21 protein-coding genes and 4 pseudogenes are annotated in these 23,364 nt (G+C 71.3%); 12 read left to right on the top strand and 13 right to left on the bottom strand.

All coding sequences use genetic code 11. The annotated features are described in order from the left end of the window. Positions 1-289: IS200/IS605 family transposase (gene tnpA, locus ACIBJF_RS37840; protein WP_399180817.1), on the top strand; the 289-nt coding region annotated here is incomplete at its 5' end. A 100-nt stretch (positions 290-389) separates the two neighbouring features. Here the strand turns inward: tnpA and ACIBJF_RS37845 are convergent. Continuing rightward, positions 390-659, bottom strand: a pseudogene (locus ACIBJF_RS37845) (LLM class flavin-dependent oxidoreductase); the annotation flags it as partial. A gap of 137 nt (positions 660-796) precedes the next feature. Then, the gene (locus ACIBJF_RS37850) at positions 797-2,455 is read right to left on the bottom strand and encodes a penicillin-binding transpeptidase domain-containing protein (RefSeq protein WP_399180818.1); all 1,659 of its coding nucleotides are present in this window, start codon (positions 2,453-2,455) and stop codon (positions 797-799) included. A 253-nt stretch (positions 2,456-2,708) separates the two neighbouring features. Between ACIBJF_RS37850 and ACIBJF_RS37855 the strand changes: the two genes are divergently transcribed. Together ACIBJF_RS37855 and ACIBJF_RS37860 are read left to right on the top strand one after the other, a co-directional pair. Further along, positions 2,709-5,045: a glycosyl hydrolase family 95 catalytic domain-containing protein gene (locus tag ACIBJF_RS37855; protein ID WP_399180820.1), complete on the top strand. Its 2,337-nt coding sequence runs from the start codon at positions 2,709-2,711 to the stop codon at positions 5,043-5,045. A gap of 24 nt (positions 5,046-5,069) precedes the next feature. Next, a complete protein-coding gene (locus ACIBJF_RS37860) occupies positions 5,070-6,968 on the top strand; it encodes a glycoside hydrolase family 97 catalytic domain-containing protein (protein WP_399180821.1) in 1,899 nt (632 codons plus the stop codon). Between the two features lie 97 nt (positions 6,969-7,065). On the opposite strand, the gene ACIBJF_RS37865 is transcribed toward ACIBJF_RS37860, so the two are convergent. After that, positions 7,066-7,632 carry a TetR/AcrR family transcriptional regulator gene (locus tag ACIBJF_RS37865; RefSeq protein WP_399180822.1) on the bottom strand — a complete coding sequence of 189 codons (567 nt, stop codon included), beginning with the start codon at positions 7,630-7,632 and terminating at the stop codon, positions 7,066-7,068. A gap of 85 nt (positions 7,633-7,717) precedes the next feature. On the opposite strand from ACIBJF_RS37865, the gene ACIBJF_RS37870 reads away from it, so the two are divergent. Continuing rightward, complete coding sequence (locus ACIBJF_RS37870) at positions 7,718-8,641, top strand: SDR family oxidoreductase (protein WP_399180824.1); 924 nt, start codon at positions 7,718-7,720, stop codon at positions 8,639-8,641. A gap of 15 nt (positions 8,642-8,656) precedes the next feature. Here ACIBJF_RS37870 and ACIBJF_RS37875 read toward each other — a convergent pair whose 3' ends face one another. From ACIBJF_RS37875 to ACIBJF_RS37895, 5 genes and pseudogenes are all read right to left on the bottom strand, one after another. Beyond that, positions 8,657-8,788, bottom strand: a complete 132-nt coding sequence (locus ACIBJF_RS37875; RefSeq protein WP_399180825.1) for a hypothetical protein — start codon at positions 8,786-8,788, stop codon at positions 8,657-8,659. Between the two features lie 8 nt (positions 8,789-8,796). Then, positions 8,797-9,334 (bottom strand): annotated as a pseudogene (locus ACIBJF_RS37880) (AAA family ATPase). A gap of 37 nt (positions 9,335-9,371) precedes the next feature. Further along, positions 9,372-10,043, bottom strand: coding sequence for a hypothetical protein (locus tag ACIBJF_RS37885; protein WP_399180827.1), 672 nt, complete (start codon positions 10,041-10,043; stop codon positions 9,372-9,374). A gap of 40 nt (positions 10,044-10,083) precedes the next feature. Then, positions 10,084-10,923 carry an LLM class F420-dependent oxidoreductase gene (locus tag ACIBJF_RS37890; protein ID WP_399180828.1) on the bottom strand — a complete coding sequence of 280 codons (840 nt, stop codon included), beginning with the start codon at positions 10,921-10,923 and terminating at the stop codon, positions 10,084-10,086. Between the two features lie 4 nt (positions 10,924-10,927). Further along, the gene (locus ACIBJF_RS37895; RefSeq protein WP_399180830.1) at positions 10,928-11,659 is read right to left on the bottom strand and encodes a TioE family transcriptional regulator; all 732 of its coding nucleotides are present in this window, start codon (positions 11,657-11,659) and stop codon (positions 10,928-10,930) included. 102 nt (positions 11,660-11,761) lie between these two features. Here ACIBJF_RS37895 and ACIBJF_RS37900 point away from each other — a divergent pair, with 102 nt between their 5' ends. From ACIBJF_RS37900 to ACIBJF_RS37910, 3 genes are all read left to right on the top strand, one after another. Continuing rightward, positions 11,762-12,919, top strand: a complete 1,158-nt coding sequence (locus ACIBJF_RS37900) for an erythromycin esterase family protein (RefSeq protein ID WP_399180832.1) — start codon at positions 11,762-11,764, stop codon at positions 12,917-12,919. Positions 12,920-13,003: 84 nt separating this feature from the next. Beyond that, positions 13,004-13,402, top strand: a complete 399-nt coding sequence (locus ACIBJF_RS37905; RefSeq protein WP_399180834.1) for an ACT domain-containing protein — start codon at positions 13,004-13,006, stop codon at positions 13,400-13,402. A 377-nt stretch (positions 13,403-13,779) separates the two neighbouring features. After that, a complete protein-coding gene (locus ACIBJF_RS37910) occupies positions 13,780-14,736 on the top strand; it encodes a MerR family transcriptional regulator (RefSeq protein ID WP_399180835.1) in 957 nt (318 codons plus the stop codon). Positions 14,737-14,775: 39 nt separating this feature from the next. Here ACIBJF_RS37910 and ACIBJF_RS37915 read toward each other — a convergent pair whose 3' ends face one another. Next, the gene (locus ACIBJF_RS37915; protein ID WP_399180837.1) at positions 14,776-15,429 is read right to left on the bottom strand and encodes a DUF7003 family protein; all 654 of its coding nucleotides are present in this window, start codon (positions 15,427-15,429) and stop codon (positions 14,776-14,778) included. A 166-nt stretch (positions 15,430-15,595) separates the two neighbouring features. On the opposite strand from ACIBJF_RS37915, the pseudogene ACIBJF_RS37920 reads away from it, so the two are divergent. Then, positions 15,596-16,578: pseudogene (locus ACIBJF_RS37920) on the top strand (aldo/keto reductase). Positions 16,579-16,610: 32 nt separating this feature from the next. Here ACIBJF_RS37920 and ACIBJF_RS37925 read toward each other — a convergent pair. Both ACIBJF_RS37925 and ACIBJF_RS37930 read right to left on the bottom strand, forming a co-directional pair. After that, on the bottom strand, positions 16,611-17,099 hold the full coding sequence (locus tag ACIBJF_RS37925) for a GNAT family N-acetyltransferase (RefSeq protein WP_399180839.1): 489 nt from the start codon (positions 17,097-17,099) through the stop codon (positions 16,611-16,613). A gap of 51 nt (positions 17,100-17,150) precedes the next feature. Next, positions 17,151-18,008 (bottom strand): alpha/beta fold hydrolase, encoded by an 858-nt coding sequence (locus ACIBJF_RS37930; RefSeq protein WP_399180841.1) that lies wholly within the window; start codon positions 18,006-18,008, stop codon positions 17,151-17,153. 240 nt (positions 18,009-18,248) lie between these two features. On the opposite strand from ACIBJF_RS37930, the gene ACIBJF_RS37935 reads away from it, so the two are divergent. After that, positions 18,249-18,899: a hypothetical protein gene (locus ACIBJF_RS37935; protein WP_399180843.1), complete on the top strand. Its 651-nt coding sequence runs from the start codon at positions 18,249-18,251 to the stop codon at positions 18,897-18,899. A 144-nt stretch (positions 18,900-19,043) separates the two neighbouring features. Here the strand turns inward: ACIBJF_RS37935 and ACIBJF_RS37940 are convergent, their stop codons facing one another. Next, entirely contained in the window at positions 19,044-20,000 is a 957-nt protein-coding gene (locus ACIBJF_RS37940; RefSeq protein ID WP_399180845.1) for a hypothetical protein, read from the bottom strand. A gap of 102 nt (positions 20,001-20,102) precedes the next feature. On the opposite strand from ACIBJF_RS37940, the gene ACIBJF_RS37945 reads away from it, so the two are divergent. Continuing rightward, positions 20,103-20,618 carry a GNAT family N-acetyltransferase gene (locus ACIBJF_RS37945; protein WP_399180847.1) on the top strand — a complete coding sequence of 172 codons (516 nt, stop codon included), beginning with the start codon at positions 20,103-20,105 and terminating at the stop codon, positions 20,616-20,618. On the opposite strand, the gene ACIBJF_RS37950 is transcribed toward ACIBJF_RS37945, so the two are convergent. Further along, entirely contained in the window at positions 20,615-21,823 is a 1,209-nt protein-coding gene (locus ACIBJF_RS37950; protein ID WP_399180891.1) for an MFS transporter, read from the bottom strand. The two genes, ACIBJF_RS37945 and ACIBJF_RS37950, sit on opposite strands and share 4 nt — an antisense overlap. A gap of 56 nt (positions 21,824-21,879) precedes the next feature. Between ACIBJF_RS37950 and ACIBJF_RS37955 the strand changes: the two genes are divergently transcribed. Both ACIBJF_RS37955 and ACIBJF_RS37960 read left to right on the top strand, forming a co-directional pair. Continuing rightward, the gene (locus ACIBJF_RS37955; RefSeq protein ID WP_399180849.1) at positions 21,880-22,476 is read left to right on the top strand and encodes a CGNR zinc finger domain-containing protein; all 597 of its coding nucleotides are present in this window, start codon (positions 21,880-21,882) and stop codon (positions 22,474-22,476) included. Positions 22,477-22,582: 106 nt separating this feature from the next. Then, positions 22,583-23,322, top strand: a pseudogene (locus ACIBJF_RS37960) (SDR family oxidoreductase). Positions 23,323-23,364: the final 42 nt, after the last annotated feature.

A 23,364-nucleotide genomic window follows, 5' to 3' on the forward strand; every position in this document is an offset into this window, starting at 1 on the left:
GCGGGAGGTCTGCACGGACTTCGAGGCCGACCTCAAGCAGTTCAACGGCGAACAGGACCACGTCCACCTGCTCGTGCACTACCCGCCGAAGGTCCAGCTCTCCAAGCTGGTCAACTCCCTCAAGGGCGTCTCCGCCCGCCTGCTGCGCAAGGAGTACGACGCACACGTACGCCGGTACCTGTGGGGCGGACACTTCTGGTCCGGCTCCTACTTCGCCGGAAGCTGCGCCGGGGCGCCACTCACCGTCGTACAGCAGTACATCGAGCGGCAGCAGCGCCCCGTGAGCTGAGGTCAACAGTGCGGACCCGTGCCCCTGGTGCGGGTCACCCCTATTTTGAGATGGCCTTCACCATCCGCCCTGAAGGCCGGAGCACTGGCCAAGATCAAAGGTAGAAGGAGAGCGTCTCGGTCGCGGCCTCGCGTACCGCCTCGACGGCGGCGGTGACGACGCCGGGCACGAAGGCGACGACACGCGGCGCCGGCCGGCCCGCGGCCTCGGCCGCGGCGGTGACGGCGGGGACGATGCGGTCGGCCAGGGCACGCGGGCCGGCCAGCAGGGGAAGGATGCCGTCCGCCAGTTCGCCGGAGACGCGCAGGGCCTGCGGTCCCATGGCGGCGACCAGGACGGGCACCGGCGGCTCGGCGCCCGGTACCACGGCTTCACCCTCGCCCTCGTCACCGAGTGAGCAAGTGACCGGCGGGGCGAGCAACCGCCTGCCGGCGGCGGCACGCCGGGTGCGGCCAAGGACACGGCCCCCGGGCAGGAAGGATCACCATCCTGCCCGGGGGCCGACGTTCAGCTGCCGGTCAGCAGTCGTCGTACGACATAACCCGCCGAGTCCACGCCCGAGCTGCCGCCTTCGACGAGCGCCGCGACCGAGATGCGGGAGTTGTAGGCGGTCAGCCAGCCGTTGGTGTGGTCGGCTTCCTCCGCGGTGCCGGTCTTGGCGCCGACACCCACCAGTCCACCCAGGCGAGGTGCCGCCGTACCGCTGGTGGCGACGTCGCGCATCATCGACTGCAGATAGCCGGCCGTGCGGGCGGAGATCGGCCGGGACGCCGTCTGCTGGTGCTGGCCCGGCAGGATGATCGGCTGATGGAAGCCCGCGCCCCGGACGGTGGCCGCCACGGAGGCCATGAACAGGGGCGTGGCGGTGACCTTGCCCTGGCCGATGAACTGGGCCGCCTGGTCACCGCCCTGGACGTCCGGCGGGATGCTCGGGTCGGTGGTGGCGACCCCGCCGCCGATGGACCAGCTGCCCATGCCGAAGACGTTCACCGCCTCGTCGTTCAGGGCGGAGGCGTCTCCGTCGTGCACCAGGTAGCGGAAACCGTCCTTGATGAAGGACGTGTTGCACGACACCGTGAACGCCTGGGCGAGCGAGGAGCCGGGATTGGCCCGCACCCCCGAGTCGTTGTGGAACAACTGGCTGTTGGCCATCTGCGAGTCCTGGCACGGCGCCGGGCTGCTCGGTGTGAGACCCGCCTTGTCGAAGAGGGCCGCCGAGGTGATGATCTTCATGGTGGAGCCGGGGGACTTGATGCCGTTGATGGCGATGTCGCCGTCGTCGCCCGAGTGCGCGATCGCCAGGATGTGGCCGTTGCGCCAGTCCAGCGCCACGGTACCGGCGGGCTTCTGCTGGAGGTGGGCGTCCTTCACGGCGCGCTCGGCCACCGCCTGGAGGCCGGCGTCGATGGTGGTCCTGACGACCGCCGGGCGGCCCTTGGCGAAAACCTTCAGCGTCTCCACGCCCGTGCCGCCGCCGTCGACGACCGCCACGCCCGTCCCGGGGCTGCCGCCCGTGGGCTTCGCGTTCTCGCCGATCGTGGCGGCGATGCCCCGCAGTGACGCGAAGCCGGACAGGTCGGTCTTGCCGTCGCTCGCCACTACCTTGGTGCCGCCCGCGCCGGCCGGCAGCTTGCCCGCGGTCAGCGACTGGCCGTCGGCGAGGCCCGGGTAGAGCACCGAGTTGTTCCAGTGGACCGCCGACCGGCCGTTGGCGCTCTTCAGCACGGCCACCGCGCTCGGGTAGCTCCAGGTGCCGCCCGCGACCTCAGCGGTCACGTCGAAGGTGACCTTGGTGGCACCCGGCGTCACCGACGAGGCGCCCACCGACACGATGTGACCGAACGACAGCTTCTTCAGGTGCAGTCCGTCGGCGTACTCCCGCAGTGCCTGCGAGGCCGTACCCGGTACGTCGGTATCGCTTGCGGCGCCGTCCAGGTGCTGCCGGGACCAACTGTCCAGGAACGCGCGCGCCAGCTTCACCGCCTCGGCGTCCGACGGGGGCGTGCTCGACAGCGCCGACGGGTCGAACGCGCGCGCGTCCTGGGAGCCTGCGTCACCCGACGAGCCCGAGGTCAGGCTGTGCAGGATGTTGTACGTACCTAATCCCCCAAGAGCGAGCAGCGCGGTGCAGGTACCGGCCAGGCCGATCTTCACAGCTCTGTTCATGCGCAGGATCGTATGTATGTTCCATGAAAGCGCGTGCCGATCGTCGGTAGATCGTTATCGGAATGTCAAGCTTCCTCGCGGCACGGGCACGGGCTCGCCCGAAAGGCGCCGTCCTGACGCAACGCAACTACCGCCATACATCGGAGGTGTTGACCAGTAGCGGTTGCCGAAATCATTGACACACGCCCTAGCCATCCCTACGGTCCCCGATACACCCGATGTTTCGATGAGCCGTCAGGTTTGGAGGGCGCCGATGACCTCGCAGCCGGAGAAACGCTCACCGGTTCCCCGCAGATCCGTACTCGGCACCACGCTGGGCGGAGCGGCGGTGGCGGCGCTGCCCGGGACGGCCCGGGCGGCGCAGTCCGAAGGGACGGGGCCGTCCGGTGGCGCCGGATCGGCGGACGAAGGCACCGGCCGGCCCTGGAGACTGCGCGACACCATGACGTCCGACAGCGCGTGGGAACGGTTCCTGCGCGGCCAGGACCTGCTGTGGACCAGGCTGCCGACGCTCTGGTACGAGGGCCCGTTCCTCGGGGACGGACTGCTCGGCAGCATGGTCTACCAGGAACCGGGCGCCAACCGGATCCGTTTCACCGTGCAGCACGGCCGAGTCCAGGACCACCGGCCCGAGTTCGGCAGCGGGTGGGGCACCTGCCGGCTGCCGGTCGGACATCTCATGCTCGATCCGGTCGGCACCATCACCGCCGTCGACTGGCGGCTGAGCCTGTGGAACGCCGAACTCACCGGCACCGTCACCACCACCGCCGGCACCCTCACCCTCTCCGCCCTCATCCACGACGAGGTCTTCGCCGCCCGAGTGACGGCCACCGACGGCGAGAAGGTCACCTGGACGTTCCACCCCGAGGAGGCCATCAGCCCCCGGAAGATCCAGGAGGCCCCGCCCGCCGGCTACACCGGCAACCCGCCCTGGACCACCCGGACCACCGACGACGGCACCGCACAGGTGCTCCAGCCCCTGACCGGAGGCGGCCAGACCGCGACCTCCTACCGCCGTCTTGGCGACGACCTCCTGCTCAGCGTCGGGCACAGCTACCCCTCCGCCACCGCCGCCGAGGCCGACTCGCTGCGCAACCTGCGGCGCGCGCCCTCGTACGACGTCCTGCGGCGCCGGCACACCGGCTGGTGGCACGCGTTCTACCGGAAGAGCTTCGTGTCGTTCCCCGACCAGCGGCTGCAGAGCTTCCACTGGATCCAGCTCTACAAGGTCGCCTCCGCCAGCCGCGCGGGCGGCCCCGTGATGGCCACCTCCGGGCCGTGGCTGGAGCCCACGCCCTGGCCCGCCGTCTGGTGGAACCTCAACGTCCAGCTGGAGTACTGGCTCATCCAGGGCTTCAACCACCCCGAACTCGACTCGCTCGCCACCACGCTGCGCCAGAACCAGGAACAGCTCGTCGCCAACGTGCCCGCCGCCTACCGCTCGGACAGCTCCGGCATCGGCCGCAGCTCCGACATGTTCGCCGACCGCGAGGTGGGACAACCGGGCACCGGTGCCGAGACCGGGGACCTCACCTGGGCGCTGCACAACGTGTGGCTGTCGTACCGGCACTCCATGGACAAGTCCCTGCTGCGCGACACGATCTACCCCGTGCTGCGCCGGGCGATCAACTACTACCTGCACTTCCTCACCCCGGGCAGCGACGGCAAGCTCCACCTGCCCAGCACGCTCTCACCGGAATATCCCGTGGTGCCGCCGCAGGACACCAACTACGACCTGGCCCTGATCCGCTGGGGCTGCCAGACGCTCCTCGAGTCCGCTCAACTGCTGGGAATCGACGACGAGTCGAAACCGCGCTGGCAGGAGGTGCTGGCCCGGCTCACGCCGTACCCGGTCGACGACAACGGCTTCATGATCGGTGCCGACACCCCGTACGCCCAGTCCCACCGGCACTACTCGCACCTGCTGATGGTGTACCCGCTCTACCTCGTCAACTGGGACCAGCCCGAGAAGCGCGACCTGATCACCAAGTCGGTGGTGCACTGGCACGCGCTCACCGGAGCCCACCGGGGCTACAGCTACACCGGCGCCGCCTCGATCTACGCGATGACCGGGGACGGTGACACCGCGATCGGCTACCTGCGGAAGTTCTTCGACCCCAGCACCCGCTACCCGTGCCGCGCCAACACCCACTACACCGAGGCCGGTCCGGTGATCGAGACACCGCTGTCCGCCTCGCAGTCCCTGCACGACATGTTCTGCCAGAGCTGGGGCGGCGTGGTCCGGGTGTTCCCGGCCGTGCCGTCCGCCTGGAAGGACCTGACCCTGCACAACTTCCGCACCCAGGGCGCCTTCCTGGTCAGTGCCGTGCGCAAGGCCGGTGCCACCCGGTTCATCCGGGTCAGGAGCCTGGCGGGCGAGCCGCTGAAACTCCGGCACGGTCTGAGCGGGACCCTCACCGCGGTGCTGGACGACGGCACCCCGGCCCACACCCGGGACCTGGGCGACGGCACCCTGGCCATCGACCTGCCCAAGGGCCGCGAGGTGCTCGTGTACGCCGGTTCCCGGCCCGACCTCGTCATCGCCCCCGTCGCCGTCAGCGAGCCGGGCGCGGCGTGGGGCCTGCCCTAACCACCGACCAGAAGGAGGGTTCTCATGGTTGTACCACCGACCAGAGCGAGAGCCGTGGTCGCCGCGCTGTGCGCCGGGCTTGCGGCCACGCTCCTTACGACCGTGCCCGCCCGGGCCGAGCAGCACGAGCACGTCTGGGCCGTGTCCGAAGCGGCGCACGCGCCCCGGGCCCGGATATCCCTGGACGACAGCACCGGCACGCTGACCCTGTCGGAGTCCCGCGAGGGCCGCACGGTCATCGAGCCGTCACCCCTCGGAATCGTCACCGAACAGGCCGACCTGTCACAGGGGTTGCGCTTCGTGCGGCGCTACGACCGTACGATCGATGAGCGTTACCGGGCGAAGTCCGGAAAGCGCCTCGACCGCAGGGTCCATATGCACGAAACCCGGCTGTCCTTCGCCTCCGCCGCCGGCGCCCGCCTCGACCTCGTGGTCCGCGCCTCCGCCGACGGCGTCGCCTACCGGTACGTCCTGCCCACCGGGTACGGCGACGTCCTCGGCGAGACCTCCGCGTTCAACCTGCCGCCGGACGCGAGCGCCTGGCTCGGCACCTACCGGGTGGACAACGAGGGCCGGTTCAACCAGTACACCGCCGCGACCGCACCCACCGGCGAGTACTCCGACCAGGCCCTCTTCGCCACCGACGGCGGATACACCCTGCTTGCGGAGTCCGACCTCACCGGCACCTACTCCGGCGCCCGGCTCGCCCACACCCAGGGTACCGGCACCTACCGCGTCAAGCTCGCCGACGACCGGGTCCACACCGGCGGCCCCCTCATCACTCCCTGGCGCGCGATGGTGACCGGCGATCTCGCCACGGTCACCCGGTCCTCCTTCACCGACGACCTCGCCCCCGCTTCCCGGGTCGCCGACACCTCGTGGATCCGCCCCGGAACCGTGCTGTGGACCTGGCTCGCCGGCGGCCGCGAGGCCGGCCAGAGCCTCGCCGCGCAGAAGGCGTACGTCGACTACGCCGCCGAGCGGCACTGGCCGTACGAAGCCGTCGACGCCGGCTGGTACTTCAAGTCCGACGCCTGGGACACCACCGATCCTGACTGGCAGACGGACAGCTGGCTCCCCCAGCTCGTCGACTACGCACGCGCCAAGGGCGTCGGGATCGTCGTCTGGATCCACCAGCGCGACCTGGACACACCCGAGGAACGCGCCCAGTGGCTGCCCACTCTGGAGCGGTGGGGCGTCAAGGGAGTCAAGATCGACTTCATGAACTCGGAGTCGCAGTCGATGCTCCAGTGGTACGACACCGTCCTCCGGGAGACGGCCGCCCACCACCTCATGACCGACTTCCATGGCTCCACGATCCCCAAGGGCATCCAGCGCACCTGGCCGCAGGTGATGACCATGGAGGGCGTCGGCGGCGAGGAGAAGCGCACCAACACCGCCGTCCACCTCACCACCCTGCCCTTCACCCGAAACGTCATCGGCTCCATGGACTTCACGCCGGGCGGCTTCCAGCGCGTCGGCCAGCGCCCCGACTCCGACGCGGCCGAGGCCGGACTCACCGTCGTCTACGAGTCGGGGCTCCAGATGTTCGCGGGCACACCCGAGTCGTACGACGCCCGGCCACTCGCCCGCGGCTTCCTCGAACAGGTCCCGGCGGCCTGGGACGACACCCGGCTGCTCGCCGGCCATCCCGGTCAGGAGGCGGTCCTCGCCCGGCGCAGCGGCGACCGCTGGTTCCTCGGCGGGGTGTACGCGGGCGCCGCACGCACGGCCGAGGTACCGCTGTCGATCGGCCCTGGGCGCTGGCTGGTGGAGACGATCCGGGACGGCGCCGACGGACTCGTCCAGGACCGGCGGGTGCTGAGCGGCGGTGACACGTTCAGCGTCGACGTCACTGCGAACGGCGGTTTCGCCGGCATCGCCTGTCCCTGGCATCCGGGCATCACCACCTGCTACCGCTGAGCCCTCCCGTCCCCAACGGCCGAACTGCCCTGCTCCGACAAGGCAGTTCGGCCGCACGCACGAGGGGGACGGGGCAGCGCCGGCTGCCGTGTGCCGCCTAGACGCCCGAGGTCACGGCCTTCAGTTCGGTCAGTGACTCCCGGATCAGCTGCCGCATGGGGCGTTCCTCGCCCGGTGCGATCCAGCGTTCGAAGGCGACCTTGAAGACGGCGACGCCCGCCTCGGCGGCCAGGCTCGCGGTCGGCTCCGCGATGCCGCGGCCGCGCAGGCTGGCGGCGAGGGCGGCCGCCATCGAGGCGAGCTTGATCAGCTCGCGCTCCTGGAGTTCGGGGTTGGCGGTGATCACGGCATGGCGCCGGCGCGCGAACTCGCGCCGGTCGGTGAACGCCTCGGCGACCGCGTCCAGGCCGGCGGACAGCGCGTCGAGCGGCACCGCGCTCTCCGGGGCGTCGGCGACCGTGCGCACGATCAGCTCCTCCAGTTCACCCGCGCCGGAGAAGAGCACCTCGCGCTTGTCGGCGTAGTGCCGGAAGAAGGTCCGCTCCGTGAGCCCGGCCCGCTTGGCGATCTCCGCGACGGTGGTCTGCTCGTACCCGTACTCGGCGTAGAGCTCCAGTGCGGCTTTCGCCAGGCGTCCGCGCGCGTCCGGCTCCCATCTACCCATGCCGAGATCTTACGTGATGACAGAGACTGACATCAGGTGTAGCGTCTATGACAGTCACTGACATCGAACTGTCTGGGGTCTCCTCATGCGCATCTTCGTCACCGGCGCTTCCGGCTGGATCGGATCCGCCGTCGTACCCGAGCTCATCGAGGCGGGGCACCAGGTCGTCGGGCTCGCCCGCTCCGACGCCTCCGCCGCCGCGCTCACCGCGGCGGGCACGGAGGTCGTCCGCGGCACGGTCGACGACCTCGACCTGCTGCGGGACACGGCCGCCGCGTCGGACGGGGTGATCCACCTCGCCTTCAAGCACGACATCGCCTTCAGCGGCGACTTCCAGGGCGCCGCCGAGTCCGACCGCCGCGCCGTCGACGTCTTCGGCGAGGCGCTCGCCGGCAGCGACCGGCCCTTCGTCATCGCCTCCGGCCTGGCCGGTCTCGCACCCGGACGGGTGGCGACCGAGCGGGACATGGCCGCGTTCGACGGCTCGACCGTCTCGATCCGCGCCACCACCGCACAGGAGGTGCTGGCTTTCGCCACACGCGGCATCCGCTCCTCCGTGGTACGGCTCTCGCCGACCTGTCACGGCGAGGGGGACAACGGATTCATGTCGACACTGGTCGCCATCGCCCGCGAGAAGGGCGTCTCCGGCCACATCGGCGACGGCGCCAACCGCTGGCCGGCCGTCCACCGCCTCGACGCCGCGCATCTGTTCCGCCTGGCGGTCGAGCAGGCCCCGGCCGGATCGGTGCTGCACGGGGTCGCGGAGGAGGGCGTCGCGATCCGTGACGTCGCCGAGGTGATCGGCCGGCACCTCGACGTGCCGGTGGTCTCCGTGGCACCCGAGGCGGCGGCCGGGCACTTCGGCTGGCTGGCCGGCTTCATCGGCCTCGGCCTCCCGGCGTCGAGCGCGCTCACCCGCGAACTGCTGGGCTGGAAGCCGACCCACCCGGGTCTCCTCGAAGACCTCGACAAGGGCCACTACTTCCACGCCCCTGCCGCCGGCGTCTGACGGGACCTCGCCGCCTCACGGGAGGGCGATCGGCACATCGACGGGCTCGGCGGCCCGGCCCTGCATGCCGATCGCCACCGGGTCGGGGCCTGCGACGGCCGCCCAGGGGGCCTTCCCCACCTGCAGGTTCTCGAACTCGGGGAACACCGACGGAGTCAGAAGTCCCGGGGCGGAAGGGCGGCCAGCCCGGTGTCGTGCAGGATGCGCTCGACCGTCTCCGGCAGGGAGCTGTCGGAGCCGATGACCGTCTCCACTCCCCCGGGCAGCAGGTCGCCCTGCCGGTACCAGTCCCGCAGGTCGGCCTCGCTCACGTGGCCGGCGATCGGCTTGGTCGCGTGGCGGGCGAGGGTCTCGTCGAACGGCACGTCGAGGTAGTAGCCGTGGGTCGGCCTCCGGTGGTCGGCGCGCAGCCGGGCGAGCATGTCGCCGTAGCGGTCGGCGTAGAGAATGCCCTCGACGACCACGTGGTAGCCGGCGTCCAGGGCATAGCGGGCCACGGTGTCGATCAGGGCCGATGTTCGCCGCTCCCGGCCGGTCCCGTTCACGCAGCACGATGCGGCGGAGGTTGTCCTGTGACACCAGGGCCGGCCCACGGCCGAACCGGTCGCGGATGCCCGCCGCGACGGACGACTTGCCCGAGGCGCTGTTGCCGCACAGCACCACCAGCCGGGTCTGTTCGCTACCGACTCCCATCTGCCGCAGGGTACCGGCGGCGCCGTCCGGGCCAAGGTCACCAGTCGACGTGTGCGGTGATCCATCCGGCCAGGCCGTCCTCGTCGCCCGCCGGGGGCAGGTCCGGACCGCAGGCGAGTGGCGTGCAGGACAGTTGCAGATGCGTGAGGTAGCCGTACGGGCCGTTGTCGGCCGACGGTCCGAGGACGAGGGCGTGGGTGGGAGTGCGCCAGATGCGATGCGTCAGCGCGGGCCCCGTGACCACGGTGGCGGATGACACGATCGTCCGTCGAGCGGCGGCGCCCAGGCACTCGGTCACCGCCTGCGCCGCCTGGGCGAGCACGGTCTCGCAGTCCTGGTCCGTGCACGGCTCTCGGGTACTCCAGCCGGGCAGTCGCCGCCAGCCGTCCATGTAGCCGGACACCCACGCGTCGTTGCTCCGGGACTCGTCGTCCGGGTCGACGGGGTACATCTCGCCGAAGACGAGGAAGTACCGTGCGTCGAGGCTTCCGAACGGACTGATGCCGTCACAGCACAACACATGCTCGTGAGCGGTGCGGAAGGAGTCGCTGACCAGTTCTCGCTCCCAGTGCCAGCCACGGCGCCGTATCTCCTCGTCGACGGCCTCGACGTCGTCGGGGACGTGCGGCACGAAGGGCAGGGCGACGAACTCGGCGACGTCCTCCACGGTCAAGGCGCGGTGCGCGAGGGCATGTACGGGTATCGCCATGTGGATCACTCCAGAAGCAGTGCCGGCCGACGCGCCGGGGTCAGGCCAGCTTGGCCAACTCGACGGCCAGAGGCTCCAGTAAGTGCGGCGAGTAGGGCAACGGCAGGTAGGCGATGGCGAGTTCGGCGCCCTCGGCGGCGAACTCGGCGGCGCTCGCGGCGGCTTCGGCCGGATCGTCGGTGAAGCGGACCTGCGCCGAGAGGCGGATCTCCGCGGGGTCGCGTCCGATGCGGCCGCAGTGCTCGAACAGCACCTCGCGTGCCCTGCGGAACTGCGCCGGCGTCCCGGTGTCGAAGTTCCAGTGCTGGGCGAACCTCGCCACCGTCCGCAGCGTGCGCTTCTCCCCGCTGCCACCGATGCACAGCGGCGGATGAGGGCGCTGAACGGGCTTGGGGGCGCAGCGTGCGTCCGACAACTCGTAGTAGGCGCCCTTGAAGGTGGTGGTCGGCTCGGGGCCCAGGAGGCCGGTGAGCACCTCGCAGGCCTCCTCGAAGCGGTCGCTGCGCTGTCGCGGGGTGCCCAGTTCGATGCCGTACGCGCGGGACTCCTCCTCGTTCCACCCCGTTCCGATGCCGAGTTCCAGCCGCCCGTGGGAGATGACATCGAGGGTGGCGGCCATGTTGGCGAGGATCGCCGGGTGACGGTAGTGGATCCCGGTCACCAGGGTGCCCAGCCGTAGCCTGCGGGTGGCCTGGGCCAGTGCCGCCAGGGTGATCCAGCCCTCCAGGCGAGGGGTGGCCGGGCTGGTGCCGTGCATGGCCTGGAAGTGATCGGAGGTCCATCCGGACTCGAAGATCTCGATCTCGTCCGCCACGCGCCATACGTCCAGCATGGCCTCCCACGAGGTGCCCTGCGGCGAGGTCTTGAAAGCGAAGCGCATCGACTCAACTTAGCCCAGGCGTACGGCCGTCGAGGTGAGTCAGGTAGGCGTCGAGACGCGTGGCCGCGTGCAGCATGGCGAGGCCCTGTGCGGTGAGTCTGTCCTGCCAGGCCTCCAGGGAGGAGGCGAGTGCGTCCGTTCCGCCTGCGGTGCGGATCTGGTGGACCACGGTGGCGATGTGGTCGAGCGGATGGCCCCCGCGCCGCAGGAGGTGGGCGAGCTCGGCGTCGCGGATGTCGTCGGCTTGGAAGACGCGGTATCCGGTGGCCGGATCCCGGGTGGGGGCGAGGATGCCGGCGTCCTCCCAGTTGCGCAGGGTCGCCGGTGTGACGCCGAGGTGGTGCGCGAGTTCACCGACCGTGCGGGTGCCGGTATCCCGGGAGCGAGCCGGAGTGGCCTCTGATTCCGCCGTCAGGTGGGACATCGCGGTGCGTACCGCGGCGAGGGTGTCCCGGTCGCGGAGCAGCTGACCGTGGCCGCGGTCGATGATCGCCAGGGCCTCGTCGAGTGCGTCCCGGTGGAGGGCGTTCATGATCTGCCCACCGGCCGCGTAGCCGTACGCCGGGACGAGCGAGAGGTAGGCGCGCAGCGCCGCCGCGTGCGCCTCGGTGTAGATCCGGTAGCCGCTGGGGGTGCGCTCGGCGGGCGGGATGAATCCGTGCCGCTCGTAGTTGCGCACGGCCTGGGTCGAGATGCCGTGCTCGCGCGCGAGGTCGGTCGGTCGCAGGGTGCTCACCGGTTGAGACTTTAGCGCAAGCCTTGACCGCTACTACAGGCCGTATGGCCGTCGTAGCTTCCCAAAGCCTCAACCGACCTTTCCAGGATACGATTGAGGCTCATGAGTCAGGACATCCGAGACTTCGTCACCCCGTCATGCCACCTCTTGGCGCTGGGTGAGCCCACACACCAGGAACCGGCCTTCGGGCGGATCCGGAACGAACTCTTCGCCCAGCTGGCCGACCACGGCTTCCGGTCGATCGCGCTCGAGACCGACCGCGCCGCGGCGCTCGCCGTGAACGACTACGTCCAGGGGGGAAGCGGAGACCTCGACACACTCATGCGCGAAGGCTTCTCCCACGGGTTCGGAGAGCAGGACGCCAACAGGCGGCTGGTCGGCTGGATGCGCGACTACAACCGGCACCGGCCGCGGGCGGAACGCCTGGCCTTCCACGGCTTCGACGCGCCGTTGGAGAACACCTGCGCACCCAGCCCCCGGACCTATCTGGAACACGCCCGCGACTACCTGCGACTCGACCTCGACATCGCCGGCCTCACCGGCGACGACACACGGTGGAGCAGGCCGGAGGCCGTCCTGGACGCCGCCATGTCACCCGGCGCCACGGTTGAGGCCGAGCGGCTGCGGTCGATCGCGGACGACATGCTCACCACGCTCCACGCACGCGCCCCGGAACTGATCGCGACCACCTCCCGCGACGAGTGGTTCAGGGCCAGGACCCATCTCACCGCCGGCCTCGGCCTGCTGCGCTACCACAGGCAGTCGGCACGGCCCCTGGAACCGAGTCCCCGGATCGCCGGCCTGCTCGCCACCAGGGACGCTCTCATGGCCCAGAACCTCCTGGACATCCGGAGCACCGAGGAAGAGCGGGGAGCGACCCTGGTGTTCGCGCACAACCTCCATCTGCAGCGGAATCTCAGCATCTGGCAGCTGGAGGACCGGGGTGCCGAGTGGTTCTGCGCCGGCGCCATCGTGGCGTCGCTGGTGGGCGATCGGTACGTCTGTGTCGCCGGCAGCCTGGGGCGCAGCCAGGCCCTCGGGCTCGAGGATCCCGCGCCCGACACCTACGAGGGCCTCCTGCAGAGCCGTATCCCCGCCTGGGGCCTGGAGGCGGCCACCGCTCCCCCGTCCGCCGCCACTCGCACGGCCACACGCCCCCGGCAGGGCTACTTCCCCCTCGACCGGGCGACGCTCGACGCGGCGGACGCGGTCCTGCACATCGGCGACGGCACGACCGCCGGCACACCGGCAGCCATCTGACCGCGAACGGGAGGCGGTGGCGACGCCATGACCGGCAGCGCTCGCTTGCGGGGCGAGCGGCCGGTCGGCCCGTAGGGTGGAGTCGTGACCGGCGAGACTGATCTGCAGACACTGCTCAGCGGCATGCGACCCGAGCTGAATCCGGGTCGCTATGTCTTCACGATGGCGGAGGGCGGCGTGCCGTCCGGTGTCACCCCGGTGGTGACGGTGGCCGAACAGGAGGGCCTGACCCTCGTGGTGCCGCAGGCGGAGGCGGACGCGGCGGGGATGGCGTACGACTATGTGGCCGGGTGGATCACCCTGCGGGTCCACTCCGCGCTGGCCTCGGTGGGGCTGACGGCCGCCGTCTCCCGCGCCCTCGCCGACGCGGAGCTGAGCTGCAACGTCGTCGCCGGCTTCCACCACGACCACCTCTTCGTGCCCTACGACCGCGCCGCGGAGGCCGTCGACGTCCTGCGCCGCCTGACCCGCGACTCCTCCTGACCCGTCGAGGCCGGCTTCGCCGCATCCCGAGCCGGGGCAGGCACGCCCGCGGCGCTCCCTGCGCCCCGGTCGGCAGAGCGCACCTGGGGCAGGCTCTGCAGCAGGTGGGCGAGCAGCCGTGCCTTCAGCGCCGCCGCGCCGGGCAGTCGGGCGTGTCGGGCGACGGCGTCGGCCACCGCCGGCACGCCCTGCCGTGCAGCTGGGGAGGCTCTCGTCACCCCCCGGGTGTCTCGTGGCACCGGGCCTGGCGGGCTCGCGGCGCACCCCTTTACCCACCACCACCCAGGCTCAGCGCCCTGCGAACGCCGAACCCCGCCCCGGAACCCCTTGACCTTGCCGCTAGGGGCAGGGTTTAGCGTGTGGGCGGGGTGAGCGGCATGAGGATCAGTGAGCTGGCGCGGCAGGCCGGTACGACGACCAAGGTGGTGCGGTACTACGAGTCGCTGGGGCTGATCACACCCGAGCGCCTGGCCAACGGCTACCGGGACTACGGCGAGGACGACGTTCGCCTCGTGCGGGAGATCAGGACGCTCCACCGGCTCGGTATCCCCGTCGAGCGCACCCGGCCCTTCCTCGAGTGCCTGGCGGCCGGACGCGCGCACGCGGACGACTGTCCCGCCTCCCTCGCGAGCTACCGCGAGGCCATCGACGAGCTCACCGGGCGCATCGAGTCCCTGACCGCCCGCCGCGCGACGCTGATCGCCAACCTGAACGCGGCCGCCCACCGGGGAAGCGGCGTCGTGCCGGCCGAGGGCAGGGCAACCGGAGACGTGGACTATCTGACACTGCCCGCCGACCTGCCCGTCCCCGAGGACGACGGCGCGGCGGAGCACCTTCCGGGCATGAAGGTGCCGAGCCTCGCCCTCCTCGACACGGCGGGCCGAACGGTCCGACTGGACACGCTCGGCCCACGGCGCACGGTCGTCTACGTGTATCCCCTCACCGGCCGCCCCGGCACCGACCTGCCGGAAGGCTGGAACTCGATTCCCGGAGCCCGTGGCTGCACACCCGAGTCATGCGGCTTCCGCGACCACTTCCACGATCTGCTCGAAGCCAGCGCGGGCCGCGTCTACGGGCTGTCCAGCCAGGACACCGACTACCAGAGCGAGGTCGTGGAGCGTCTGGGACTGCCCTTCGACATGCTCTCCGACCCCGCCCTCGGCCTGGCCGACACGCTCGGTCTGCCCACGTTCGAGGCCGAGGGGATGCGGCTGTTCAGGCGCCTGACGCTCGTCCTGCGGGCCGGTGTCGTCGAGCATGTCTTCTACCCGGTCTTCCCACCGAACGAGCACGCCCAGCAGGTGCTGACCTGGCTGCGCGGGAACCCGCTGTAGCCACCGGGCCGAACCGCCGAGGTCGGTACGGCGGCCGGACTACAGCGTGCCCGCGTCGGGCCAGTGGGACCAGTGGGTGTTCGCCGGGAGCGTGGGCCGGTAGCGGTCCGGATCGCCGGAGGACAGGACCTCGGCGATCAGCCGGAAGGTCGCATGGCCGCTCGGCATGACGTCCCCGAGGTCTTCCGGCTGGTTCCACTCGTCCAGGCACAGCAGCACCGGCAGGTCGGAGGGGACGGCGGACCCGAGTTCCGCCGCGTCCGCGAGCAGCAGTTCCCTGTGCGCGGGCACCAGGCCGCGGAACACGTCCTCCAGCGGCGCACCGGCGTCGGCGTCGACCGTCAGCGGCGTGCCCCGGACGACCACCGGGACTTCCCCCGCGTAGACCTCGTCGCCGTCGGGATCGATGTCGTCCATGTTGTCCACCCGGTCGAGGAAGTCCCCGAAACCGGGCTTGCCGCGGGTCAGGCAGTTGCCGAAGCAGTGCAGGACATCGGTGAGGTTCCCGACGCGCGGGTTGTAGCCCAGCAACTCGGCGACCATCGCCCAGCGCGTGCCGTCGCCGAACAGGTGGATCCGCGTGTCGACGGGGTAGTAGTAGCCGTTCTGCAGATCGGGGAACTCGGCCGTGTCCGCACAGAGGTCGAACTGCTCGAGGATCGACGCGGTCGTCGGTGCTGTCGGTGTGGTCACGGGCATCAGGCTACGGCCCTCGTCGGCGGGAGCCCGCGAGGGCCCATGCCGTCCTCCTGTGCGGCCTCGTGCCGGTGCCGGGCCGGAAAAACGGCTGGAATGCCGGGTCCGACGGAGCGACACTCTGTAGGTCGTGCGTGGCTGCCGTGCAGGGAGGACCGAGCGGATGAGGACGACCCCCCTGGGGCGCAGCGCGGTGGAGGTCACGGAACTGGGCTTCGGCGGCGGCCCCCTCGGCGGCCTCTTCGCCCCGCTCGACGACGACACCGCGGCCAACACGCTGGCGGCGGCCTGGAGTTGCGGGATCCGCTACTTCGACACGTCACCGCACTACGGCATCGGGCACTCCGAGCGCCGGATCGGCGAGTTCCTCAAGGGCATGCCCCGGGACGGGTTCACCCTCTCGACCAAGGTGGGGCGGCTCTTCGTGGAGCAGGATCCCGCCGGGCGCCGGGACGAGCCCTTCCACGTGCCCGCCACACACCGCCGCGTGTGGGACTTCTCCCGCGACGGTGTCCTGCGCAGCGTCGAGGACTCCCTCGCGCGGATGGGCGTGGACCGCGTCGATCTGCTGTTCCTCCACGACGCGGAGGAGCATTTCGAGGACGCGCTGCGCGAGGGGTACCCGGCGCTGGCGGAGCTGCGTGCGCAGGGCGTGGTGGGCGCCGTCGGGCGGGCATGTACCACCCCGGCATGCTGACCAGGCTGGTCGAGGAGACCGATGTCGATGTGGTGATGCTGTCCGGCCGTTACACGCTGCTGGACCACAGCGCGCTCGACGACCTGCTCCCGGCCTGCGCCGCACGCGGGCTGTCCGTCCTCGCGGCCTCCATCTTCAACTCCGGTCTGCTCGCCACGCCCCGTCCCGCCGAGGGAGCGTCCTTCGACTACGCCCCCGCCGCACCGGAGATCCTCCGGCGCGCACAGGAGATCGCGGCCGTGTGCGAGGCACATGGCGTGACCCTCCCCCAGGCGGCGATGGCGTTCCCACTGCTGCATCCGGCGGTCGCCGGCATCGTGGTCGGGATGCGCTCGCCCGAGGAGGTGCGGGACGACATCGCCGCGTTCCAGGCACACGTCCCGGATCAGGTGTGGGCCGACCTGGTCGCGGCCGGCCTCCTCGACGAGCGGGCCCCGGTGCACGCCTGAGCGCGGCGTGACACGTCGTTCGCCTGCGGCGGTTACCGCTCTTCGTCCGCGCTCACGACACGGCGTGAGGGCACATGTGCGGACACCGGCTCGCGGACCATGAACACATCCACCGGGTCCTCGGTCTCGACACCGAATCCGTGTCGCTCGTAGAGCCGTTGGGCCCGGCTGCCGCGGAGCACGTTCAGCCGGACCCGGCTGCCGTCGTGGTCGCACCGCTCCAGCAGCAGGAGCAGCACGGCCGCTCCGATGCCCCTGCCCTGCAGGCTCGGGTCCAGGTAGAAATGCTCCAGCCAGTGAGCGTCGTTCGCCGGCCGCAGCGCCACGCATCCGGCGAGGACGCCGCCCACCTCGATCACCCAGGTGTGGTCGGGTGCGAACCCGTCCCGCAGCCGCTGCCGCACCCGGTGCTCGTCGTACCGCCCGAGACGTTCCAGGTCCGCTCTGAGCACCACGGCCCGCAGCTCGGCCACCGCCTCGACGTCCGCCGCCGAAGCGGGACGCATCGTCCAGTCCGCCATGATCGGGATGCTAGTGCCGCGGGAATTCCACGGCTTCGCCGACCGGCTTTTTCACGGACCCTGTGTATCCGCTTCTCGCAGGAACGCGGCGGTGGTCGCGACGAACCGGTCGGCGTCGTCCAGCCAGGGGAAGTGTCCCGCTCCGGGCTGTACGACCAGTTCGGCCTTCGGGAAGAGCGCGGCGAACTCGGCCATCGCGGGCGGCGGGGCGCCCGGGTCGACCTCACCCGCGAGCAGCAGCACCTGTGCCTCGAAGCGGGCGAGCGCGGCGCGGGTGGCATCGGGATCGAACGCGCCCTCGGCGCCGAACGCGGCCACCACGTCCCGGTTCAGCTGTGCGTCCTCCGCGGCCTTGTGCGCCTGGGCGACCGAGTCCCAACGGCCGTAGGAGAACGGCGCGATGGCCCGGAAGTTCTCGACCGTGGCCGCGCCCGCCCCGATCGCACGCAGGGCCGCGAACGCCTCCGGGAACCACGGCTCGTCCTGGCGGGGCCGTACCGTGTCACGCCGGAGCTGATCGGTGATGGTCAGGCCGACGGCCCGCACGCTCGGTGTGATGAGCGCGAGCCTGCCGATGCGTTCGGGGTGCCGAGCGAGGTACCGCAGGGCCAGATTGGCTCCGGCGCTGTGTGCGAGGACGTCGATACGTTCCAGGCCCAGGTGCCGGCGCAGGGCTTCCACGTCGTCGACGAGGCGGTCACAGCGGCATGCCGCGAGGTCCCGGGGCACAGCCGACCGCCCGGTGCCCCGCAGGTCCAGCCTGATCAGCTTCCGGTGTGCGGACAGTCCGCCCAGGTCGCCCAGGTACGACGACTGCTGCGGGCCACCCGGCAGACACACCACGGGTACGCCGTCCCCGGAGACGTGGTAGGCGAGTTCGGCACCGTCGTAGGCGATGAAGGATCCCATCGCGGCATTCTGCCGGGACCGCGCTCTTCCCGCATCCCGACCGTGCTCGGCAGGACACATGGGAGGGACGCGGATGGGCAAAACGGCACACTGTCGCGCGACGCACACGGTTCACTCAGTAGAAACCCGCCCGTCCATCCGTATCATCCATGTGTCGGGGGACCCGCAGGACAACTCCCGCTTCCCTCCTGCCGCAACCGCAGGCGACGGAGCGCACCAGAGTCACGATAGGAGCCACAGATGCCTGAGCCCACCGCACCCGTCACCGAGTTGACCTCCCAGTACGTCAGCCAGGTGACCAACGACCTCGAGCACAACGTCAAGGAACAGGAACGCATCACCGCCGAAATCGCGGCTCTCCAGGAGCAGTTGGCGGCCCTGCAGCACGACCAGACCATTCTGGTGAACATGCGGCAGGCGCTCGGTGTCGCGACCTCGCTGAGCGCACCCGCCCCGGCCGAGGGCGCCGTGGTGCCCGCGCCGCGGAAGAACTCCACCACCGCGTCCGACACGCGCCGCGCGCCGAAGAAGGCTGCCCCGGAGCAGTCCGGGCGCAAGAAGCAGCAGCCCGCCAAGAAGCCTGCGGCGCCGAAGCCCTCGGCGAAGAAGGCGACCGGCCCGTCCGCCCAGCCCACCCTCGTCGAACTGGTCCGCCGCCATCTCGCCGAGCAGCAGGAGCCCCGCTCCGCTGCGGAGGTCACCGACGCGCTCGACAAGGCACATCCCGACCGGGAGATCCAGACCAAGGTCATCCGCACCACCCTGGAGAACCTGGTGGCTCGCAACAACGCCCAGCGCACCAAGCAGGGCTCGTCCGTCTTCTACACCCTCGCCACCGCGTCCGGGTCGGCTGCGAACGCGGAGGAGTCCCGGCCTGACGCTGCCGAATGAGCCGTGACCGCTTCGCCCCGTCCTGCATCGAGAAGTGTCAACGGGTTCCGGACGGGGCGATCCAGCGCATCCGGCCTCCCTGTGACCACTGGTTGGAGTCCGGCTGAACCGAGATCAGTCAGAAGTCGCTTGCGCGGCTCCGGCTCACATACCGGCCGTGGCCTTCTGCCGGGTCTGGTCGAACTCGGTCACCGGATCGCCACCGGTGTGCCAGGGCCACGCGGTGACGACACCACCGATCTGCTCGAAGACGGCACGCGCCTCGGCTCGCCGGTCAGCGGCGACGAGTGCGTAGGCGAGGAGGTTGAGGTCGGCGAGCGCCTTGGCGTGGCGGAGGAACCCCGGCTGGATCCAGGTGTGCGCCGCGCGGTCGAGAGCCTGCGCGGCCATGTGCTGGGACCAGTGGTTCCGCGCGACCAGCGCCTCCAGCCCGCCGCGGTCGAGGATGGCGTGGTACTGGTGGATCTGAGCGGTGAGTTCGGTCGCCACGCACGGCGCGTTGGCGGGCATGCGGGCGCGCAGGGTGTCCACGAACTCCAGGACCTGGATGCGCGACCCGGCCTCGTCGGGGCTGAGGTAGGCCAGCATGTTCAGATACGCCTCGCGGTTCCAGCGATCGCGTGCGAGGATCTCGTTCCACACCCCGAAGACCTGCGACTGCTCCCGGCGTTCCAGGCGAGCCACGGTGAGGAGGGCCACCCATGGGGTGGGGTCTTCCGGGGCGAGCTCCGCGGCGCGCAGACACGCCTCGACGGCACCTGCGGCATCTTCCAGCACTCCCTGGGCGCGGGCCTGCGCGACCTGGCTCCAGGCCTGCAGGACGAGTGCGTTCGCATTGCGGGGCTCGCGGGTGCTCCAGGCTCGTGGCAGATGCGATCCGACGAGGTATCCCGCCAGGACGTCCAGACGATGGGTCCGGCGGTCCCAGTCGTCGGGGTCCTGCTCCAGGAGACGGGACATCTGCGCCACACACAGCTCGGTGGTCGCGATGGTGCCGGTCCTGGTGGTCGCCACAAGTGACTTCAGCAGCTTGCCCAGGTCCTCGTCATCGAGCTCGGGAGCCAGGCGGACCCTTCTGCGGCGACTGGAAAGAAATGCCATGTCGGGAGGCTAGGGCGGATCGCCGGGCGCGCAAGGCCTGGGCCGAGATCGTTATGGTTTACACGTACAACTTGCTTATACAACTTGCCTATATTGCCGTCCATGCCCGAGATACAGCTGCTGCGCCCGGCTCATGCTCCCGCGTTGTTCGCCTTCGAGCAGGAGAACCGGGCCTACTTCGCCGCGTCGATCCCTGACCGGGGTGACGACTACTTCGGCAGGTTCGACGAGCGGCTCCGTGCGTTGCTCGCCGAGCAGGAGGCCGGTGTCTGCTACTTCCATGTGCTGGTGGACGCCGAAGGCGAGGTGCTGGGCCGGATGAACCTCGTGGATGTCGCGGACGGCGCCGCCGACCTCGGGTACCGGATCGCGCAGCGTGCCGCGGGCCGGGGGCTCGCCACCTGGGGCGTGCGGGAGATCTGCGGCCTCGCCGCCAACCGCTACGGGCTGACGGCGCTCCGTGCCGCGACCACCCTCGACAACGCGGCGTCGCGGGCCGTATTGGACCGTTCGGGCTTCGCCGTCGTCGGCGAGACCCGGCTCTCCGGTCGCCCCGGCCTGTCGTATCTGCGCAGTCTTGCGGATTTCCCGGCTCCGCCGGGCGCGACGGCCCTCTAGTCGCCGCGGGAACAGGATCGCCCCGGCCGCCGCACGAAGTCCTCGGAGGCTTCGCCGGTGTGCCGTGGTACGGCGAAGAAGGCCGGCACCGCGCAGCCCGCCACGCCCGCTGCCGTCGCCAGTGTGCCGGGAAGGGACCAGCTCGCCAGCGGGCCGGCGAGCGCCGCGCCCGCCGCGAAAGCGGTGATCTTCAGGCTGGCCCCGGTGGTGAAGATCTGGCCGCGCAGCCGGTCCGGAGCCTCCCGGTGGCGTACCGCGAACAGGGCGGTGAGCTGCGGCCCTTCACCGATTCCGGCCAGCAGCAGGGCCGGCACGAGCGCGGCCGGGCGGCCCGTCGCCGCCAGGGCGAACGCGCCGGCCTGGATCAGGGCGCCGGCCCAGATGATCGAGTCGGGGGCGACGCGCTGCGGGAACCGTGCCAGTACGGCGTTGGCCACCAGGGCCGAGACGGCCGCACAGGACAGCAGCAGCGCGCCGCGCCCCGCTCCGCCGAGGGCACGTTCCCCCAGCAACGGCAGGCAGGCCGTCAGCATGCCCTGCGCGGCACAGCAGACGACCGAGGCCAGGGTCGCCCGGGCCAGCCGAGGCTTCTTCACGATGACCCGCGTTCCGGCGGCGAGGTCACCGACCAGCGCACCGGGCCGTCCTTCCCGCACCCGCGTGGAACGCGCCGGCAGGGTCCACGCCGCCGGCGCCGCCGCACCGATGAGCGCGGCCGACACCACGACGGCCGTCGACGCCCCCAGCACCTCGGCCAGGCCGCCGGCGAGGACCGGACCGGACAGGCTCGCCACGCCGAAGGTCATGGCGTCGAGCGCGTTGGCCCGCGGTAGCCGGTCCCCTGCCACCACCCTCGGCAGCTGCCCCGTCCAGCCGCCCGACAGGGCCGGACCCAGCAGCCCGGTCAGGACGGCGATCAGCACGGTGAGGGGGAACGGCAGCCGGCCGAGCACCACGAGGATCACCGCGAGGCCGGTCGCGTACAGGCCGAGCGCCGCGGCCAGCAGCCGTCCCGGCCGCCGTTGCCGGTCGAGCACCGCCCCGAGCACGGGGCCGCCTGCCGCCGCCGCGACCGTGACGCCCGCGAGCAGCGCCGACGCTTCGGAGGCCGAGCCGGCCTGGGCGTATCCCGCCAGCATCAGCGCCGGTCCCGACATCTCGTCCCCGACACGGGCCGCCGTCGCCCCCGCGACATAGCGGGCCATCGCGTAACGCCTTATCACGCTCATCACGTTACACAGGTAACTCAAAACTCCGCAATATGCGTTACAGTGCGCTGGTGTCTCCCAGCAACGACGACGTCGGCGACTGGTCCACCCGGCACTCCGTCCTGGCCATGGCCCGCCGCACCGCCGCTCTCGTCAACGCCCTCGCCGCGGACCGCCCCGACCCGGACCAGGTGGCGGAGGTGCTCCTCGCCCACGGGGAGGAGGGCCCCGTCGACCTCACCCCCCAGGACGTCGCGCAGATGCGCGAGGCCGCGGGCCGGCTGCGCGAGGTCTTCGCCGCCGAGGACGCCGGCGAGGCCGCCGCCGTCCTCAACCGCCTGCTGGGAGAACACACCGGGCCGCTCCGTCTCACCTCACACGGTGGCGCCGCGCCCTGGCACCCCCACCTCGACCGCGACGACGACGCTCCCTGGGGTGAGTGGTTGCTCGCCTCGTCCTGCCTGGCCCTGACCGTTCTGGTCTGGGACCGCCAGCTCCCGCCCGGCAGGATCTGCGCGTCGGCCGCCTGCCGGAACGTCTTCGTCACCCAGGGCCCCGGCCCCGAACGCCGCTACTGCTCCCGGCGCTGCGCGACCCGCGAGCGGGTCGCCGCCCACCGGCGCGCCCGTGACACGCAACCGCCCGGCTGACCGAACCGCCCCCGGCGGGAGGCCGTCGAGAGGTTGTCTTCCGGGACATCAGGTCGAGGTCCGTTCGCCGCCAGCCTTGCTCTCGCCTCGCCGGTGAGATGGAGGCATGACTTCACAGGCAACCCTTGACGGCAGGAAGGCCCTGGTCACCGGCGGCAGCCGGGGCATCGGCGCGGCGGCGGCACTGCGATTGGCGCGGATGTGGCCGTGACCTATGTGCACGCGAAGGAGGCGGCGGAGGACGTGGTGCGGGCCGCGGAGGCCATGGGGCGGCGGGCGGTGGCCCTGCGCGCCGACGCCGCGGACGCTGAGGAGGCGGCGGGCGCGGTGGGCCGTGCGGCCGAGGCGCTCGGCGGCCTGGACATCCTCGTGAACAACGCGGGCGTCGGGCTGATGCAGCCGCTGGAGAGCCTGACGCTCGCCGATGTGGACCGCCTGATCGCCGTGAACATCCGGGGGATGTTCCTGGCCGCCCAGGCCGCTGCCGCACTGATGGCGCCGGGCGGCCGGATCATCACCGTCGGCAGCTGTATCACCCACCACACGCCGGGCCCCGGCGCCGCTCTGTACGCGATGAGCAAGTCGGCCGTCATCGGGCTGACGAAGGCGCTGGCCCGCGAGTTGGGCGGGCGCGGGATCACGGCGAACGTCGTGCATCCGGGCCCCACCGACACCGACATGAACCGCGCGGACGGCCCCTTCGCGTCCGGTCAGGCGGCCATGACCGCCCTCGGCCGTTTCGGCACGGCCGAGGAGGTGGCGTCCGCGGTGTCCTATCTGGCGGGGCCGGATGCGGTGTACGTGACGGGAGCGGAGCTCTCCGTGGACGGCGGGTACGCGGCGTGAGCGAGCGGGGCGCACGCGTTCCGGGCCCGGTGCGCCCCGCGC

Origin of the sequence: Streptomyces sp. NPDC050743 (assembly GCF_044456925.1) — a bacterium.
In the GTDB taxonomy this organism is placed as follows: domain Bacteria; phylum Actinomycetota; class Actinomycetes; order Streptomycetales; family Streptomycetaceae; genus Streptomyces.